At 55.0% G+C, this 16567-nt stretch carries 17 protein-coding genes; 13 read left to right on the top strand and 4 right to left on the bottom strand.

The window, feature by feature from the left end; translation table 11 throughout:
* Positions 1-74: 74 nt before the first annotated feature.
* Genes sapA through sapF form a run of 5 tightly spaced genes read left to right on the top strand, consistent with a single transcriptional unit; the run spans position 75 to position 5354 of the window.
* On the top strand, positions 75-1715 hold the full coding sequence (gene sapA / locus ACWKXX_RS09195; protein WP_017383082.1) for an ABC transporter substrate-binding protein SapA: 1641 nt from the start codon (positions 75-77) through the stop codon (positions 1713-1715).
* Positions 1712-2677: a putrescine export ABC transporter permease SapB gene (sapB, locus tag ACWKXX_RS09190; protein ID WP_006810823.1), complete on the top strand. Its 966-nt coding sequence runs from the start codon at positions 1712-1714 to the stop codon at positions 2675-2677. Before sapA ends, sapB begins: the two co-directional genes overlap by 4 nt.
* Positions 2664-3554, top strand: coding sequence for a putrescine export ABC transporter permease SapC (gene sapC / locus ACWKXX_RS09185; protein WP_003856843.1), 891 nt, complete (start codon positions 2664-2666; stop codon positions 3552-3554). The genes sapB and sapC overlap by 14 nt, the downstream gene beginning before the upstream one ends.
* The gene (gene sapD / locus ACWKXX_RS09180) at positions 3554-4546 is read left to right on the top strand and encodes a putrescine export ABC transporter ATP-binding protein SapD (protein WP_003856840.1); all 993 of its coding nucleotides are present in this window, start codon (positions 3554-3556) and stop codon (positions 4544-4546) included. The genes sapC and sapD overlap by 1 nt, the downstream gene beginning before the upstream one ends.
* A 1-nt stretch (position 4547) precedes the next feature.
* On the top strand, positions 4548-5354 hold the full coding sequence (sapF, locus tag ACWKXX_RS09175) for a putrescine export ABC transporter ATP-binding protein SapF (protein WP_047735479.1): 807 nt from the start codon (positions 4548-4550) through the stop codon (positions 5352-5354).
* Here the strand turns inward: sapF and ACWKXX_RS09170 are convergent.
* The gene (locus tag ACWKXX_RS09170; protein ID WP_023296707.1) at positions 5351-5941 is read right to left on the bottom strand and encodes a TetR/AcrR family transcriptional regulator; all 591 of its coding nucleotides are present in this window, start codon (positions 5939-5941) and stop codon (positions 5351-5353) included. The two genes, sapF and ACWKXX_RS09170, sit on opposite strands and share 4 nt — an antisense overlap.
* A 132-nt stretch (positions 5942-6073) precedes the next feature.
* On the opposite strand from ACWKXX_RS09170, the gene ACWKXX_RS09165 reads away from it, so the two are divergent.
* The 5 genes from ACWKXX_RS09165 to pdeR all read left to right on the top strand — a co-directional run bounded on the left by ACWKXX_RS09165 (position 6074) and on the right by pdeR (position 12886).
* Complete coding sequence (locus ACWKXX_RS09165) at positions 6074-6475, top strand: RidA family protein (protein WP_261666202.1); 402 nt, start codon at positions 6074-6076, stop codon at positions 6473-6475.
* 269 nt (positions 6476-6744) lie between these two features.
* Positions 6745-7533 (top strand): enoyl-ACP reductase FabI, encoded by a 789-nt coding sequence (gene fabI / locus ACWKXX_RS09160; RefSeq protein ID WP_003856831.1) that lies wholly within the window; start codon positions 6745-6747, stop codon positions 7531-7533.
* Between the two features lie 147 nt (positions 7534-7680).
* Positions 7681-8667 (top strand): CMD domain-containing protein, encoded by a 987-nt coding sequence (locus ACWKXX_RS09155; protein ID WP_063151439.1) that lies wholly within the window; start codon positions 7681-7683, stop codon positions 8665-8667.
* Between the two features lie 88 nt (positions 8668-8755).
* The gene (locus tag ACWKXX_RS09150; protein WP_017384207.1) at positions 8756-10690 is read left to right on the top strand and encodes an exoribonuclease II; all 1935 of its coding nucleotides are present in this window, start codon (positions 8756-8758) and stop codon (positions 10688-10690) included.
* A gap of 204 nt (positions 10691-10894) precedes the next feature.
* Entirely contained in the window at positions 10895-12886 is a 1992-nt protein-coding gene (gene pdeR / locus ACWKXX_RS09145) for a cyclic di-GMP phosphodiesterase (RefSeq protein ID WP_032103394.1), read from the top strand.
* On the opposite strand, the gene ACWKXX_RS09140 is transcribed toward pdeR, so the two are convergent.
* Positions 12883-13752, bottom strand: a complete 870-nt coding sequence (locus tag ACWKXX_RS09140) for a crotonase/enoyl-CoA hydratase family protein (protein ID WP_017384209.1) — start codon at positions 13750-13752, stop codon at positions 12883-12885. The genes pdeR and ACWKXX_RS09140 overlap by 4 nt on opposite strands.
* A gap of 191 nt (positions 13753-13943) precedes the next feature.
* On the opposite strand from ACWKXX_RS09140, the gene ACWKXX_RS09135 reads away from it, so the two are divergent.
* The 3 genes from ACWKXX_RS09135 to osmB all read left to right on the top strand — a co-directional run bounded on the left by ACWKXX_RS09135 (position 13944) and on the right by osmB (position 15397).
* The gene (locus tag ACWKXX_RS09135; protein WP_003856825.1) at positions 13944-14126 is read left to right on the top strand and encodes a YciZ family protein; all 183 of its coding nucleotides are present in this window, start codon (positions 13944-13946) and stop codon (positions 14124-14126) included.
* Between the two features lie 37 nt (positions 14127-14163).
* A complete protein-coding gene (gene yciT, locus ACWKXX_RS09130; protein ID WP_017384211.1) occupies positions 14164-14916 on the top strand; it encodes a DNA-binding transcriptional regulator YciT in 753 nt (250 codons plus the stop codon).
* Between the two features lie 262 nt (positions 14917-15178).
* Positions 15179-15397 (top strand): osmotically-inducible lipoprotein OsmB, encoded by a 219-nt coding sequence (gene osmB, locus ACWKXX_RS09125; protein ID WP_017384212.1) that lies wholly within the window; start codon positions 15179-15181, stop codon positions 15395-15397.
* Between the two features lie 104 nt (positions 15398-15501).
* Here osmB and yciH read toward each other — a convergent pair whose 3' ends face one another.
* Both yciH and pyrF read right to left on the bottom strand, forming a co-directional pair.
* Positions 15502-15828, bottom strand: a complete 327-nt coding sequence (gene yciH, locus ACWKXX_RS09120; protein WP_015570389.1) for a stress response translation initiation inhibitor YciH — start codon at positions 15826-15828, stop codon at positions 15502-15504.
* Positions 15828-16565: an orotidine-5'-phosphate decarboxylase gene (gene pyrF, locus ACWKXX_RS09115; RefSeq protein WP_015570388.1), complete on the bottom strand. Its 738-nt coding sequence runs from the start codon at positions 16563-16565 to the stop codon at positions 15828-15830. Before pyrF ends, yciH begins: the two co-directional genes overlap by 1 nt.
* Between the last annotated feature and the right edge of the window lie 2 nt (positions 16566-16567).

Here is a 16567-nt window from a genome sequence, read left to right as displayed (position 1 = left end):
ACCCCCAGACATTTTTACGAAGCAGGCGTAAGTGCGATACACTTTGCAGATCGAATCTAAAAACCTTAAAAACTATGCGCCTGGTTTTATCGTCCCTGTTTGCACTCGGTTTGTTCAGCAATCTGGCCTTTGCTGCGCCCGATCGCGCTGTGCCTCCTGATATCCGTGATAGTGGTTTCGTCTACTGCGTCAGCGGTCAAGTTGATATTTTTAATCCGCAAAAAGCGGGGAGCGGCCTGATTGTCGATACGCTGGCCGCACAGCTCTACGATCGCCTGCTCGACGTCGATCCTTATACCTATCGGCTGGTTCCGGAGCTTGCTGAAAGTTGGGAAGTGCTTGATAACGGCGCCACATACCGCTTTCGTCTACGCGATGATGTCGCATTTCAGCACACCCCGTGGTTTACCCCAACCCGTAAGCTCAACGCGGATGACGTGGTTTTCACCTTCCAGCGCATATTCAACCGCAATCATCCGTGGCATAACGTTAATGGCGGGAACTTCCCCTATTTCGATAGTCTGCAATTCGCGGACTCGGTCAAAAGCGTTCGCAAACTGGATAACCGTACGGTTGAGTTTCGTCTGAATCGCCCGGATGCCTCCTTCCTCTGGCATCTGGCGACGCACTACGCCTCGGTCATGTCAGCCGAATACGCGGATCAGCTGACGAAAAAGGATCGTCAGGAACGTCTCGATCGTGAGCCTGTAGGCACCGGTCCGTTCCAGTTAGCAGAGTACCGCGCCGGACAATACATTCGCCTGCAACGCCACGATCGTTTCTGGCGCGGCAAGCCGCTGATGCCGCAGGTTATTGTTGATCTGGGTTCAGGTGGAACAGGCCGACTCTCCAAACTGCTGACCGGCGAGTGCGACGTGCTTGCCTGGCCTGCGGCCAGCCAGTTGACCATTTTGCGCGACGACCCACGCCTGCGCCTGACCCTGCGCCCGGGCATGAACATCGCTTATCTGGCGTTTAACACCGATAAGCCGCCGCTGAATAATCCGGCCGTGCGCCATGCGCTGGCGTTAGCGATCAACAACCAGCGTCTGATGCAGTCGATTTACTACGGTACCGCGGAAACCGCCGCCTCTATTCTTCCGCGCGCCTCCTGGGCCTATGACGGCGAGGCGAAGATTACGGAATATAATCCGGCGAAAGCGCGCGAACAGCTTAAAGCGCTGGGGGCAGAAAACCTGACGCTACAGCTGTGGGTGCCCACCAGCTCTCAGGCGTGGAACCCCAGCCCGCTGAAAACGGCTGAGCTGTTGCAGGCTGATATGGCGCAGGTGGGCGTTAAGGTGATCATCGTGCCTGTCGAAGGCCGTTTCCAGGAGGCGCGTCTGATGGACATGAATCACGACTTAACGCTGGCTGGCTGGTCCACCGACAGTAACGACCCGGACAGCTTCTTCCGTCCGCTGCTGAGCTGTGCGGCAATCAACTCCCAGACCAACTACGCCCACTGGTGTAACCGGGAATTTGATGCCGTTCTGCAAAAAGCGCTGGCGTCTCAACAGCTTGCCTCACGCATTGAGGCCTATGATGAAGCGCAAAATATTCTGGCCAGAGAACTTCCCGTGTTGCCGCTTGCCTCTTCCCTGCGCCTCCAGGCCTACCGTTACGATATTAAAGGGCTGGTACTCAGCCCGTTTGGTAACGCCTCCTTCGCGGGCGTGACCCGTGAGAAAGAACAAGAGGTGAAGAAACCATGATTATATTTACCTTGCGTCGGCTGCTGTTACTGCTGGTCACCCTGTTCTTCCTGACCTTTGTCGGCTTTAGCCTGAGCTACTTTACGCCGCACGCCCCGCTTCAGGGCTCATCCCTCTGGGACGCCTGGCTGTTCTGGTTTAATGGCCTGCTGCACTGGGATTTTGGCGTGTCCAGCATCAACGGACAGCTCATCTCCGAGCAGCTGAAAGTGGTTTTCCCGGCCACCATGGAGCTATGTATACTCGCCTTTGGCTTTGCCCTCATGGTGGGGATCCCGGTGGGGATGCTGGCGGGCATTTATCGTAATAAGTGGCAGGATAAATTCATCAGCGCGCTTGCCTTAATTGGCTTTTCCATCCCTGTTTTCTGGCTGGCGCTGCTGCTTACCCTCTTCTTCTCACTGACGTTAGGCTGGCTGCCGGTATCTGGCCGTTTTGACCTGCTGTATAACGTGCAAACGGTGAGCGGCTTCGCCATCGTTGACGCCTGGCTTTCTGATTCAGTCTGGCGCGACGAGATGATCGTGAGCGCGCTGCGCCACATGGTGCTGCCGGTGCTCACGCTGGCCGTCGCGCCGACGACCGAAGTGATCCGCCTGATGCGCATCAGCACTATTGAAGTCTTCGATCAAAACTATGTGAAAGCCGCCGCCACGCGCGGACTGTCTCGCCTGACGATTCTACGTCGCCATGTGCTGCACAATGCGTTGCCCCCCGTTATCCCACGTCTTGGGCTGCAATTCTCAACCATGCTGACGCTGGCGATGATCACCGAGATGGTTTTCAGCTGGCCGGGCCTTGGGCGCTGGATGATCAACGCCATTCGCCAGCAGGATTACGCGGCGATCTCTGCCGGCGTGATGGTGATTGGCTCGCTGGTCATTATTGTTAACGTTGTTTCCGATATTTTGGGTGCCATGGCCAACCCATTGAAGCATAAGGAATGGTATGCCTTACGATAACGTCTACAGCGAAAAGCGCACGCCCGGTGCGCTACGTACCGTGTGGCGTAATTTTTACGGCGACACCACGGCGATGATCGGCTTTTACGGCTGCATTGGCCTCGTGTTGCTGTGCGTTTTGGGTTCGTGGTTTGCGCCGTATGGCATCGATCAGCAGTTCCTGGGTTATCAGCTTTTACCGCCGTCGTGGTCGCGTTACGGGGAGGTTTCGTTCTTCCTGGGGACTGACGATCTCGGGCGCGACGTGCTAAGTCGTTTACTGAGCGGCGCCGCACCGACGGTGGGCGGCGCGTTCGTGGTCACCCTGGCCGCTGCGATCTGCGGCCTGGCGCTGGGCATTTTTGCCGGCTCAACCCACGGGCTGCGGTCGGCCGTGCTTAACCATATTCTGGATACCCTGCTCTCTATTCCTTCGCTGCTGCTGGCGATTATCGTCGTGGCCTTCGCGGGGCCGCATCTCACCCATGCGATGTTCGCCGTCTGGCTGGCCATTCTGCCGCGCATGGTGCGCTCGGTTTACAGCCTGGTTCACGACGAGCTGGAGAAAGAGTATGTCGTCGCCGCCCGTCTGGATGGCGCCACCACGTTTAATATTTTGTGGTTTGCCGTGCTGCCTAACATTGCCGCCGGGCTGGTGACGGAGATCACCCGCGCCCTGTCGATGGCGATTCTGGATATCGCAGCGCTGGGCTTCCTGGACCTTGGCGCACAGCTTCCCTCCCCGGAATGGGGCGCCATGCTCGGCGATGCGCTGGAGCTGATTTACGTTGCGCCGTGGACGGTCATGCTGCCGGGCGCGGCCATCATGGTGAGCGTGCTGCTCGTTAACCTGCTGGGCGACGGGATCCGCCGCGCAATCAATGCGGGGGTGCAATAATGCCGTTACTCGATATCCGCAACCTCACGATAGAAATTAAAACGGGCGAAGGCTGGGTCAAGGCCGTGGATCGCATCAGTATTACGCTCGCAGAGGGCGAAATCCGCGGGCTGGTGGGCGAATCGGGTTCGGGGAAAAGTCTGATCGCCAAGGCCATTTGCGGCGTGGCGAAAGACAACTGGCGGGTGACCGCCGACCGTATGCGTTTCGACGACATCGATCTGTTGCGTCTCTCCCCGCGCGAACGCCGTAAACTGGTGGGCCATAACGTCTCGATGATTTTCCAGGAGCCGCAATCCTGTCTCGATCCGTCCGAGCGCGTCGGGAAACAGCTGATGCAGAATATTCCCGGCTGGACTTATAAAGGCCGCTGGTGGCAGCGTTTCGGCTGGCGTAAACGCCGTGCCATTGAGCTGTTGCACCGTGTCGGGATCAAAGACCATAAAGACGCGATGCGCAGTTTTCCCTACGAACTGACCGACGGTGAATGCCAGAAAGTGATGATTGCCATCGCCCTGGCGAATCAGCCGCGTCTGCTGATTGCGGACGAACCAACGAACGCGATGGAGCCAACCACCCAGGCGCAGATTTTCCGCCTGCTCACGCGTCTGAACCAGAATAACAACACCACCATTTTGCTGATCAGCCACGACCTGCAAATGCTGAGCAAGTGGGCGGATAAAATTGACGTAATGTATTGCGGACAGACGGTAGAAACCGCGCCAAGCGAAGACCTGGTGACGACGCCGCATCATCCCTACACGCAGGCGCTGATCAGGGCGATCCCGGACTTTGGCAGCGCGATGCCGCACAAAAGCCGGCTGAATACGCTGCCTGGCGCGATACCGCTGCTGGAATCGCTGCCCATTGGCTGCCGTCTGGGTCCGCGTTGCCCGTATGCTCAGCGCAAATGCATCGAAACACCGCGCCTGACAGGGCCGAAAAATCATCTGTTTGCCTGTCATTTCCCGCTGAACATGGAGAGAGAGTGAAATGGTCGAAACCTTACTGGAAGTACGTAACCTGAGTAAGACCTTTCGCTATCGCACCGGCCTGTTTCACCGTCAGACCGTCGAGGCTGTTAAACCGCTGAGCTTTACGCTGCGCGAAAAGCAGACGCTGGCGATTATCGGTGAAAACGGCTCGGGAAAATCGACCCTGGCAAAAATGCTCGCGGGTATGGTCGAGCCGAGCGGCGGTGAAATACTGATTGACGATCATCCTCTGGAATTTGGGGACTACTCTTTTCGCAGTCAGCGCATCCGGATGATTTTTCAGGATCCGTCGACGTCCCTGAACCCGCGTCAGCGTATTTCCCAGATTCTGGATTTCCCGCTGCGGTTGAATACCGACCTGGAGCCGGAAGCACGTCGCAAACGGATTGTCGAAACTCTGCGTCTGGTAGGCCTCCTGCCCGACCATGTCAGCTATTACCCGCACATGCTGGCCCCTGGCCAAAAACAGCGTCTCGGTCTGGCCCGCGCGCTAATCCTGCGCCCGAAGGTCATCATCGCCGACGAAGCGCTGGCGTCGCTGGATATGTCGATGCGTTCGCAGCTCATTAACCTGATGCTGGAGTTACAGGAAAAACAGGGTATCGCGTATATCTACGTGACTCAGCATCTGGGCATGATGAAGCACATAAGCGACCAGGTGCTGGTGATGCACCAGGGAGAAGTTGTCGAGCGCGGCAGTACCGCTGACGTACTGGCCTCCCCGCTCCATGACCTGACGAAACGCCTGATTGCCGGACACTTTGGTGAAGCGTTGACGGCGGACGCGTGGCGTAAAGATCGTTAGCCGCTGCGTAACCCGCTTGCCAGCAGAGTAAACACCTCTATGGCATGCGGGAGGGTCTTCTGCGGTTCTTCACTCGCGGCAATCAGCAGAGCCGCATTCAGCGCAGCGCCATTCAGCAGATGGGCTGCGACTCGGGCATCCATCTTTTTGATTACGTTGCACTCCATCATTTTTTCGATGGTCTGACGGGTCGACTCAAGGCAGCTGTTCTGGCTGGGCCATTGCGCCGGGTCGCCCAGAACAGCCGGGCCGTCAAGGAGGACGATACGCTGAACTTCCGGAACGAGCGCCATTTTGATATAGGCGATGCCCTCCGCCAGCAGTCGCTCCCAGTCATCTTCGGCGGCGGCGGCAATCGCTTTTGCGTTTGCTGCCATTTCGCTGTCTATCTGCGCGACCACCGCCGCCAGTAGTCCCTTCTTGTCGTTGAAATTATGATATAGCGCGCCGCGTGTTAACCCCACGCTTGCCGTGAGTTCATCCATTGACGCTGCGGCATAGCCTTTTTCAGCAAATGCCTTTCGCGCCGCCTGAATCATTTTCTCGCGATTTTCCTGGGCCGTTTCAGCGCGACGTTTTGTAGCCATGGGACTTCCTTAATTAAGCGATAACTATAATTTGACATACGCGATGTATGTGAATTACATTTTTCACATACATCGCGTATGTTACTTCTACCGCGTAAGCACAACAATACCCCTGACAGAAAAGGAAAAGCCATGCATCCACGTGATCCCGTCTTCCCGGCTAACCGACATGCCCTCTATAAAGAGCATGGCTATTCAGCTGCAATTCGCTCTGGCGATCTGTTATTTGTTTCCGGTCAGGTTGGCAGCCGCAGCGATGGCACACCTGAACCCGACTTCCCCGCTCAGGTGCAGCTGGCGTTCGATAATTTACGGGCGATCCTGGCAGCCGCGGGATGTACTTTTGACGATCTGATTGATGTCACGACGTTTCATACCGATCCTGAAAACCAGTTTCCCGTCATCATGGAGGCGAAAAAACTGGCATTTCCGCACGCTCCTTACCCAAACTGGACAGCAATAGGCGTTAACTGGCTTGCGGGTTTTGATTTCGAAATTAAGGTTATCGCCAGGATCCCCTCGTCAGCGAATTAAGATCCGGCTGTGCTCCGGGCAGTCTCTGGTTGGATGAGGCGAACCCCGCGTGCGGTGATATACTGCTGGGATACACACGAAACAGCCTGATGAAGAGACAGTTCGACCTCTTCCGTGAGCCCATTCACGGCGCAGGAGCGAGAAATATCGTGACACAAGGGGCTGTGAGTGGGCTATAATTTCGAGCTAATTTCGAATGATTTTGAAATACTGCCTGTAACGCTATGAATTACAAGGCAAAATAAGAAATGAATATAAGGATTAAAGCTATGGGTTTTCTTTCCGGTAAGCGCATTCTGGTGACTGGCGTTGCCAGCAAACTGTCCATCGCATACGGCATCGCACAGGCAATGCATCGCGAAGGCGCTGAGCTGGCGTTCACCTACCAGAACGACAAGCTGAAAGGCCGTGTTGAAGAATTTGCCGCGCAGCTGGGTTCCAGCATTGTTCTGGAATGTGACGTTGCACAAGACGAAAGCATTGATGGCATGTTTGCTGAACTGGCAAAAGCATGGCCGAAATTCGACGGTTTTGTTCACTCCATCGGCTTCGCTCCTGGCGACCAGCTGGACGGCGACTACGTGAACGCGGTTACCCGTGATGGCTTCAAAATCGCCCACGACATCAGCTCCTACAGCTTCGTTGCAATGGCAAAATCCTGCCGCGCGATGCTGAACCCGGGCGCAGCCCTGCTGACTCTGTCCTACCTCGGCGCAGAACGTGCTATCCCTAACTACAACGTTATGGGTCTGGCGAAAGCATCTCTGGAAGCCAACGTGCGCTACATGGCGAACGCGATGGGTCCTGAAGGCGTGCGTGTTAACGCTATTTCTGCGGGTCCAATCCGTACCCTGGCCGCTTCCGGTATCAAAGATTTCCGTAAAATGCTGGCACACTGCGAAGCGGTTACCCCGATTCGTCGTACCGTTACCATCGAAGATGTGGGTAACTCTGCGGCATTCCTGTGCTCTGACCTTTCCGCGGGCATCTCCGGCGAAGTGGTTCACGTTGACGGCGGCTTCAACATCGCTGCAATGAACGAGCTGGAAATCAAATAAGCTTGTCACTCTCTTCCCGCCAGGGAAGAGAGTTTCCTCCCGCCCCTCGTTATTCCGTTCAGCTATTTGTTATCACCTAACAATATTTTTCCCCTCATCCGCCTTACGCCAGGATATTGATCGCCATTTTGAGATCAAGGAACGCCCATGGAACAACGCCGTTTTTCCGGCAAAGGCCACTGGTATCATGAAACCCAGTCGAATCATTCGCAGACGGACGTTCTGCCGCTGGTGCCCGAAGCCGCTAACGTCGACGACCGTTTTTTGCTCGATTTAGCCCTGCCCGATGACATTCTCGCAAGCTGTGCTGGTTGGCTTACGCCTGCCCGAACCCTCTGTCATCTTTTGTTCCCACTTGATACTCCCGTGAACCGTCTGCATACGCTCAGCGCCTACGACAGGCTGAGCACGGCATTAACGGTTGCCCAGGCGTGTGGCGTTCAGCGGCTCTGTAACCACTACGCTGCTCTGCTCGCCCCTCTTCCGGGGCCGGACTCCTCCCGGGAAAGCAATCGACGCCTTGCAGAAATTACCCAGTATGCCCGCCAGTTAGCCAGCTCACCCGATGTCATCGATGATAAAGCCCAAAACCAGCTTGATGAGGTTGGACTCACAACGTATGACATTGTGCTTATCAACCAGATCATCGGCTTTGTCGGTTTTCAGGCGCGAGTGGTCGCGGTATTTCAGGCATTGCTTGGCCATCCGGTACGCTGGCTGCCCGGGCATCACATTCAGCCCCATACGCTGCCGGTCAGCTTCAGCAGATGGACCGCCACGCTACCCGCGGTTGAGCTAAAATATGCCAGTGCGCTTCAGCTTGAGGCGCTCTCACGCTGGCAGGCGGAACCGGCACTCGAAGCGCTTACTCCTGTGCTGTGTCATGAGCAGATGCTGCTTGATCTGACGGGCGAAATTCTGCTTAACCATCCGCGAAGTGAAGGTCCCGCCTCTTCGATGCTCTCAGCCGCTCGTGCGCTGCTTGTCGCCTCTCCGGATCGCTTTAGCGCCGCCCAGTTAACGCCCCTGACCGGGTCAGGTCTCTCGCCAGAGAAGGCCATCAACCTGCTTACGCGAGATGCATTTTATGGCTGGCTGGACCGTCTGCGCGTGGCGCTCGGTAAAGAGGAATAACCATACTCTTTACCTAAAGAGCGCTTGCTGTAGCAGTGAGATTCGCGTAAAACTGTCAGCCGCTCAATGGCTACGAAAATAGAACATTATGTTTCAGGACAACCCGCTGCTAGCGCAGCTTAAACAGCAACTGCATTCCCAGACGCCGCGTGCAGAAGGGGTCGTAAAAGCCACGGAAAAGGGCTTTGGCTTTCTTGAAGTTGACGGGCAGAAGAGCTACTTCATTCCGCCTCCTCAGATGAAGAAAGTGATGCATGGCGACCGCATTTCGGCCGTTATTCATACCGAAAAGGAACGAGAGTCTGCCGAGCCGGAAGCACTGATCGAACCTTTCCTGACCCGCTTTGTCGGGAAAGTGCATAAAAAAGACGATCGTCTTTCTGTCGTGCCGGACCATCCTCTCCTGAAAGATGCTATTCCGTGCCGCGCCGCGCGTGGCGTTGAGCATGATTTTGTTGAGGGTGACTGGGCGGTTGCTGAGATGCGCCGTCATCCTTTAAAAGGCGATCGCGGTTTTTACGCCGAGCTTACCCAATACATTACCTTCGGCGACGACCATTTCGTCCCATGGTGGGTGACGCTGGCGCGCCACAACCTCGAAAAAGAAGCGCCTGAGGGCGTGGCGACTGAAATGCAGGACGAAGGTCTGGAACGTCGCGATCTGACGGCGCTGGACTTTGTCACCATTGACAGCGCCAGCACCGAGGATATGGACGATGCGCTGTATGCCGAAGAGACAGCCGATGGCAAACTGCATCTGACCGTCGCCATTGCCGACCCTACCGCATGGATTGTCGAAGGCAGCAAGCTGGACGAGATGGCCAAAGTGCGCTCGTTCACCAACTACCTGCCGGGCTTTAACATTCCGATGCTGCCGCGTGAACTCTCCGACGATCTTTGCTCGCTGCGTGCGCATGAAGTGCGTCCGGTGCTGGCCTGTCGGATGACCATTGCGGCTGACGGTACCATTGAAGAAGATATTGAATTCTTCGCCGCCACCATCGAATCCAAAGCCAAGCTGGCCTATGACGACGTGTCCGACTGGCTGGAAAACACGGGCAGCTGGAAACCCGAGTCCGACAACATTGCCGCACAAATTCGTCTGCTGCACCGCGTCTGCCTGAGCCGCAGCGAATGGCGTCAAACTCACGCGCTGGTCTTCAAAGATCGTCCGGACTACCGTTTTGTGCTGGGTGAAAAAGGTGAAGTGCTGAATATCGTCGCTGAGCCGCGCCGTATTGCCAACCGCATCGTTGAAGAAGCGATGATATCCGCCAACATTTGTGCCGCCCGCGTGCTGCGCGACAAATTAGGCTTTGGCATTTACAACGTGCACACCGGGTTTGATCCGGCGAACACCGAAGCGCTGGCTGCCCTGCTGAAAACCCATGACGTACACGTCGATCCTGAGGAAGTGCTGACCCTGCAAGGTTTCTGCAAACTGCGCCGCGAGCTGGACGCGCAGCCTTCAGGGTTCCTTGACAGCCGTATTCGCCGCTTCCAGTCCTTTGCGGAAATCAGCACCGAGCCAGGCCCGCACTTCGGCCTTGGCCTTGAGGCTTACGCGACCTGGACCTCCCCGATCCGTAAGTACGGCGATATGGTTAACCATCGTCTGCTGAAAGCGATCATCAAAGGGGAATCTGTTGCCCGCCCACAGGATGATACGACGTTGCAGATGGCAGAACGTCGCCGTCTCAACCGTATGGCGGAGCGTGATGTCGGCGACTGGTTATACGCGCGCTTCCTGAATGATAAGGCAGGGACTGACACCCGTTTCCCGGCTGAAATCATTGACATCAGCCGCGGCGGTATGCGCGTTCGTCTGGTGGATAATGGCGCCGTTGCCTTTATTCCTGCCCCGTTCCTGCATGCCGTTCGCGACGAACTGGTTTGTAGCCAGGAAAACGGGACCGTGCAAATTAAAGGCGAAACGGTTTACAAGGTCACTGACGTGATTGATGTCACCATCGCTGAAGTGCGCATGGAAACCCGCAGTATTATCGCGCGCCCTGTCGCCTGATAACCGCGTAAACTTCCGGCCGTTCCGTTAAGGGGTGGCCGGGAGTTCTCTTCTGTATTATCTCCCGCAAAATCATCGTTTTTTCTCACACTTTTCTGTTTCCCATCGCCACATTTCGCCAGAATTATCTACAGTAAAAGAGAGCCGTCATTGTCGACTGCAAATGAATAATTTGTGCGCTACTCAGCAGCCGCGGGAGAAAACGTGATGGACGATCTGGAGCAGAATTTGCTGTTTCGTTACATGGGTACGCATAGCCCCTGGTGGCGACTGACAGCAGACAGCAATGCTCTGCATCTTGCTGCCAGTGAAAGCGCTGACATCATTCAGGTGGTGGCGCTGGATGATGAGCAGGCCGCGCTGATCCGCCAGCTCACCGTGATAACTTCCAGCATTGCCATGACCCTGCCCTTGTACGGTGTGGACGTTCCCGTTCATCTTGTCGGCCGTAAAATTAACAAAAATGAGTGGGCAGGAACGGCATCAGCCTGGAACGATACTCCTTCCGTGGCGCGGGACTTGGCGCAGGGGCTCTCCTTCGCCGAACAGGTAGTGTCCGAGGCTAACTCCGTGATTGTGATCCTCGACCAGAACGGGAATATTCAGCGCTTCAACCGTTTAAGTGAAGAATATACGGGCCTGAAGGAACAGGAAGTTATCGGGCAAAACGTGTTCAAACTGTTTATGAGTCGTAGCGAAGCCGCAGCCTCCAAACGCAACATCACCGGTTTTTTTCGTAACGGCAGCTCGTACGAAGTTGAACGCTGGATCAAGACCCGCAAAGGGCAGCGCCTGTTTCTCTTCAGAAATAAATTTGTTCACAGCGGCAGCGGGAAAAATGAAATTTTCCTCATCTGTTCAGGTACCGACATAACCGAAGAGCGTCGGGCCCAGGAGCGCCTGCGCGTACTCGCCAATACGGATACGATTACCGGTTTGCCTAACCGAAACGCCATCCATGAGCTGATCTCTGATGCCATCACCGCTCGGGGTGACACGCAGGTAGGCGTGGTTTATCTCGATCTGGATAACTTTAAAAAAGTGAACGATGCCTATGGGCATATGTTTGGCGACCAGCTGCTACAGGCCGTTGCGCTGGCGATCCTGAGCTGCCTGGACGAAGGACAAACCCTGGCGCGCCTGGGTGGGGATGAGTTTATCGTGCTGGCCACCGATACCTCGCAGGGCGCGCTGGAAGCCATGGCATCGCGCATACTGACCCGACTTCGTCAGCCTTTCCGCATCGGGCTGATAGAGGTTTACACCGGCTGCTCGCTGGGCATCGCGCTTGCGCCCCAGCACGGTAACGATCGCGAAAGCGTCATTCGTAATGCCGACACCGCCATGTACACCGCCAAAGAAAATGGCCGGGGCAAATTCTGCGTCTTCTCGCCAGAGATGAACCAGCGCGTATTTGAATACCTGTGGCTGGATACCAACCTGCGTAAAGCGCTGGATAACGATCAGCTGTTAATCCACTACCAGCCCAAAATAACCTGGCGCGGCGAAGTCAGAAGTCTGGAGGCGCTGGTGCGCTGGCAGTCCCCAGAGCGTGGCCTGATCCCGCCGATGGAGTTTATCTCCTATGCTGAGGAGTCAGGGCTGATTGTGCCCCTGGGCCGCTGGGTTATGCTTGATGTGGTGCGCCAGGTGGCAAAATGGCGCGACAAGGGGATCAACCTTCGCGTCGCGGTCAACGTCTCCGCCCGTCAGCTGGCGGACCAGACCATCTTCAGCGACCTGAAGCAGGCGCTGAAAGACCTGAGTTTTGAATACTGCCCGATTGACGTGGAATTGACCGAAAGCTGTCTCATTGAAAATGAAGAGCTGGCCCTGTCAGTGATCCAGCAATTTAGCCGCCTGGGAGCGCAAATTCACCTGGATGACTTTGGTACGGGGTACTCTTCCCTGTCGCAGCTGGCGCGCTTCCCTATCGATGCCATTAAGCTTGACCAGGCTTTCGTGCGGGACATCCATAAGCAGTCCATTTCACAGTCGCTGGTGCGTGCGATAGTCGCCGTGGCGCAGGCGTTAAATTTGCAGGTCATTGCTGAAGGGGTGGAAAGTGCAAAAGAAGACGCCTTTCTGACGAAGAATGGCGTCAACGAACGGCAGGGTTATCTTTTTGCTAAGCCCATGCCCGCTGCCGCATTCGAGCGATGGCTAAAGCGCTATCAGGCCAGAAATGTCCGTTAGCTGGCTTTGCGTAAGCCCGTCGCCTGATGGCGATTTTGCAGCATAACCAGCCGCTCCATGTAGGCGATATCCTTCGGTTCAAGGCAGAAGGCGGCATCAACCCAATCCTCGGTAATGTCCATCAGCTCGCTTCGCGGAAGTGGCAGCACGCGCGTACGTGCACGCAGCATGGCCCTTACGCCGTTGAGCTTCGGCTGTAGCGTGTCGATAAACGTCCGCACCGAAACATAGCTCTGTAACGGCTCGAATAAGAGATCCACAAGACCATACTGCTCATACCATTCCGCCGTATGCGTCTCACCTTTGTAGATCAGCGCCTCCGCCATTTTCATGCCGGCGCGACGCGCCACCAGTGAATAGCCGCCCATGCCCGGGAACAGATTGAACGCGATTTCCGGAAAGCCTAATCGGGCATCGCGCTGGGCCAGAATGAAATGATGCGCCAGCGCGGCTTCAAACCCGCCCCCTAACGCGCTTCCTTCCACCATAGCCAGCGTGACAGCTCCGGTATCAAACCCTCGCGAGGCGGCATGAACGCAGTCCACACAGGCCCGGGCATAGGCGCGTAACGCTTCGCGTCGGTTGTTTTTGATGCACTCAACGAAGAACTGTAAATCACCGCCGGTATTGTAGATGTCGGGGACCAGCGATCCGGTGACCCAAAAATCAACGACAAATCCGGACTGTCGAACCAGCCAAGAGAGATTCATGATCTCCTCGATCAGCGCATGATTGAAGCAAGGCCGTGGCGTGGCACGTAACATCATCCACACCGTACGCCGTTCGGCCTCATAATAAGCCGCCAGTTGAGTGAATCGTTCAGCATCAGTAAACAATGTGCAGGTTGTCTGGTTGATAACTGTCATAGTCGAATTCCTCTTATAAAAAAGCGCGTTGCGCGCAGTTTTAGACTAATCCACCCCTACAACCCGCAGCATACGGGGGCCAAATTTATCACTTTCATTTATGAACTTTGGTTATTGCATTTTTTACCTTCTCTTTTGAATCAATTTTCTGCATCATTGATAATATTAACTTTTCGCTTCAGGGTGAGCTTATGTCTAACATTGATGCAACAGCCGTGGCACAGCGTATTGATACTGTGCTGGATATTCTTGTCGCAGGCGATTATCACTCTGCTATCCGTAACCTTGAAATCCTCAAGTCTGAACTGCTGGCTGAGAACGGCGCTGATAACGCTCCAGAATCCACTCAACCTAAAGCCCCGTGGGAAGTGTAGCCACGTCGTTTCCGCCCTTGCCTTTTAAATGGATGCTATGAATTCCCGACAACAAATCATTTTGCAGATGGTGATCGATCAGGGACGCGTAAGCGTGGTCGATCTCGCTAAAGCCACCGGCGTTTCTGAAGTCACCATTCGTCAGGATCTGAATCTGCTGGAAAAACAGAGCTACCTGCGGCGTGCGCACGGATATGCCGTTCCACTGGACAGCGACGACGTCGAAACCCGCATGATGAACAATTATGCGCTCAAGCGGGAGCTGGCGGAGTTTGCTGCATCCTTAGTGAATAACGGTGAGACCGTCTTTATTGAAAATGGCAGCAGTAACGCTCTTCTGGCGCGCACGCTCGCCGATCAAAAAGACGTTACCATCATCACCGTAAGCAGCTATATCGCCCATCTGTTGAAGGAAACTCAGTGCGAGGTGATACTGCTGGGCGGCATTTACCAGAAGAAAAGCGAAAGCATGGTGGGGCCATTAACGCGTCAATATGTTCAGCAGGTTCACTTCAGTAAAGCATTCATTGGTATTGACGGCTGGCAGCCCGACACCGGCTTTACCGGTCGCGACATGATGCGTTCAGACGTGGTTAACGCAGTGCTCGCCAAAGAGTGTGAAGCGATAGTGCTGACCGACAGCTCTAAGTTTGGCGCCGTACACCCTTATACGATGGGTCCGGCTTCACGCTTCAGCCGTGTGATTACGGATGAGCGTTTGCGCGATGAATATCGCCAGCAATTAGAACAAGACGGCCTGACTGTCGATATTGTGAAAAAAACGGCCTGATTATCCTGCTGCGCCCGAATAATGGGCGCACTTAAACCTTTCTCTGAGAGTATTCTGACCCTGCCTTTAAGAGTTTTTACCTGTTGAAACCGTTCTAAACACGTAAAATTAATATTAGCGATATAACAGGAAGTGACTATCACCTGCGTGATGATGAAACGCCTGCGCGACCAGGTTTCACGGGAACAGAATTTAAGTATGGATATTGTCTATACTTAAAGTGCATTCCTTTCCGTGAATCGATAATTCAGGAGAAAGTATTATGACATTTACCAGCAAAAAATTAGCCGCCGCTGTTCTGGCAATCACTGTAGCAATGTCCCTGAGCGCTTGCTCTAACTGGTCTAAACGTGACCGTAATACCGCGATTGGTGCCGGTGCTGGTGCGCTTGGTGGTGCAGTATTAACGGATGGTAGTACGCTGGGTACATTAGGTGGTGCTGCCGTAGGTGGTGTTATCGGTCACCAGGTGGGCAAATAATCACCATAACGGCTCTCACCGGTATAATAATATATTTTGTATTTTCAGGTCTGACTTACGCACGTAAAAAAAAGAGCCACGGCAATGTCCGTGGCTCATTTATTTTAGCCGCCCGCCAGTTTGACTTTCATTCCTTTGGCTTCCAGCAGCGCTTTAATTAAATCCCGTTTATCACCCTGAATCTCAATAATGCCGTCTTTTACTGCCCCACCGCATCCGCACTTCTTTTTAAGTTCAGCGGCGAGCTTTACCAGGTCTGCATCATCCAGATCAATGCCAGTGACAAGGCAAACCCCTTTACCTTTCCTGCCGCTGGTCTGGCGCTGAATTCGCACGATGCCATCGCCTTTTGGACGTTCAGCTTTCTCTTTTGGCTCTTCAATGCGCCCGGTATCCGTTGAATAGACCAGACGACTGTTGGCGTCACGCATTATGCCCCCTTTTTCAGTGATGCATTTATCGCTTTCAGGGTCTCTGCCGGATGAGCGGATTGCGTCACCGGGCGACCAATCACCATATAGTCTACACCCGCGCTCAGCGCCTGCTCTGGCGTCATGATGCGTCGCTGATCCCCAGACTCGGTGCCTGCCGGACGGATGCCCGGCGTTACCAGTTTAAAGTCGCGGCCTAGCTCAGCTTTGAAGCGAACCGCCTCCTGAGCCGAACAGACCACGCCATCGAGACCACACTGTTGCGTGAGGCGCGCCAGACGCTCCGCGTGTTCGGCAGGTGACAACGTCACACCCAGGTCGCGCAGGTCGGATTCATCCATACTGGTCAGCACGGTGACGGCGATCAGAAGCGGAGCGTCATTGCCAAACGGCACCAGCGCTTCGCGCGCAGCCGTCATCATGCGTGCCCCGCCGGATGCATGAACGTTAACCATCCACACGCCCAGTTCAGCCGCCGCAGCAACGGCGTGCGCAGTGGTATTCGGAATATCATGGAATTTCAGGTCGAGGAAAACGTCGAAGCCACGCTGGTGCAGATCGCGGACGATTTGTGGGCCGAACAGCGTAAACATCTCTTTGCCTACTTTCAGACGGCAATCGCGGGGATCAATGCCATCAACAAAGGCCAGTGCGGCGTCACGGTTATTGTAATCCAGAGCAACAACTACGGGAGAATCGGTAACTACGCGGGAAGTGGAGGATGTAACAGACGTCATGA

This window comes from Enterobacter sp. UPMP2061, from assembly GCF_053709615.1.
Note: the sequence above shows the minus strand (reverse complement) of the source record. Positions and strands in the feature narration are given on the sequence as shown.

Excerpts from the sequence above, each read along its gene's own strand:
- sapA (WP_017383082.1), top strand. The coding sequence starts at position 75 with ATGCGCCTGGTTTTATCGTCCCTGTTTGCACTCGGTTTGTTCAGCAAT.
- sapB (WP_006810823.1), top strand. The coding sequence starts at position 1,712 with ATGATTATATTTACCTTGCGTCGGCTGCTGTTACTGCTGGTCACCCTG.
- sapC (WP_003856843.1), top strand. The coding sequence starts at position 2,664 with ATGCCTTACGATAACGTCTACAGCGAAAAGCGCACGCCCGGTGCGCTA.
- sapD (WP_003856840.1), top strand. The coding sequence starts at position 3,554 with ATGCCGTTACTCGATATCCGCAACCTCACGATAGAAATTAAAACGGGC.
- sapF (WP_047735479.1), top strand. The coding sequence starts at position 4,548 with ATGGTCGAAACCTTACTGGAAGTACGTAACCTGAGTAAGACCTTTCGC.
- ACWKXX_RS09170 (WP_023296707.1), bottom strand. The coding sequence starts at position 5,941 with ATGGCTACAAAACGTCGCGCTGAAACGGCCCAGGAAAATCGCGAGAAA.
- ACWKXX_RS09165 (WP_261666202.1), top strand. The coding sequence starts at position 6,074 with ATGCATCCACGTGATCCCGTCTTCCCGGCTAACCGACATGCCCTCTAT.
- fabI (WP_003856831.1), top strand. The coding sequence starts at position 6,745 with ATGGGTTTTCTTTCCGGTAAGCGCATTCTGGTGACTGGCGTTGCCAGC.
- ACWKXX_RS09155 (WP_063151439.1), top strand. The coding sequence starts at position 7,681 with ATGGAACAACGCCGTTTTTCCGGCAAAGGCCACTGGTATCATGAAACC.
- ACWKXX_RS09150 (WP_017384207.1), top strand. The coding sequence starts at position 8,756 with ATGTTTCAGGACAACCCGCTGCTAGCGCAGCTTAAACAGCAACTGCAT.
- ACWKXX_RS09140 (WP_017384209.1), bottom strand. The coding sequence starts at position 13,752 with ATGACAGTTATCAACCAGACAACCTGCACATTGTTTACTGATGCTGAA.
- ACWKXX_RS09135 (WP_003856825.1), top strand. The coding sequence starts at position 13,944 with ATGTCTAACATTGATGCAACAGCCGTGGCACAGCGTATTGATACTGTG.
- yciT (WP_017384211.1), top strand. The coding sequence starts at position 14,164 with ATGAATTCCCGACAACAAATCATTTTGCAGATGGTGATCGATCAGGGA.
- osmB (WP_017384212.1), top strand. The coding sequence starts at position 15,179 with ATGACATTTACCAGCAAAAAATTAGCCGCCGCTGTTCTGGCAATCACT.
- yciH (WP_015570389.1), bottom strand. The coding sequence starts at position 15,828 with ATGCGTGACGCCAACAGTCGTCTGGTCTATTCAACGGATACCGGGCGC.
- pyrF (WP_015570388.1), bottom strand. The coding sequence starts at position 16,565 with ATGACGTCTGTTACATCCTCCACTTCCCGCGTAGTTACCGATTCTCCC.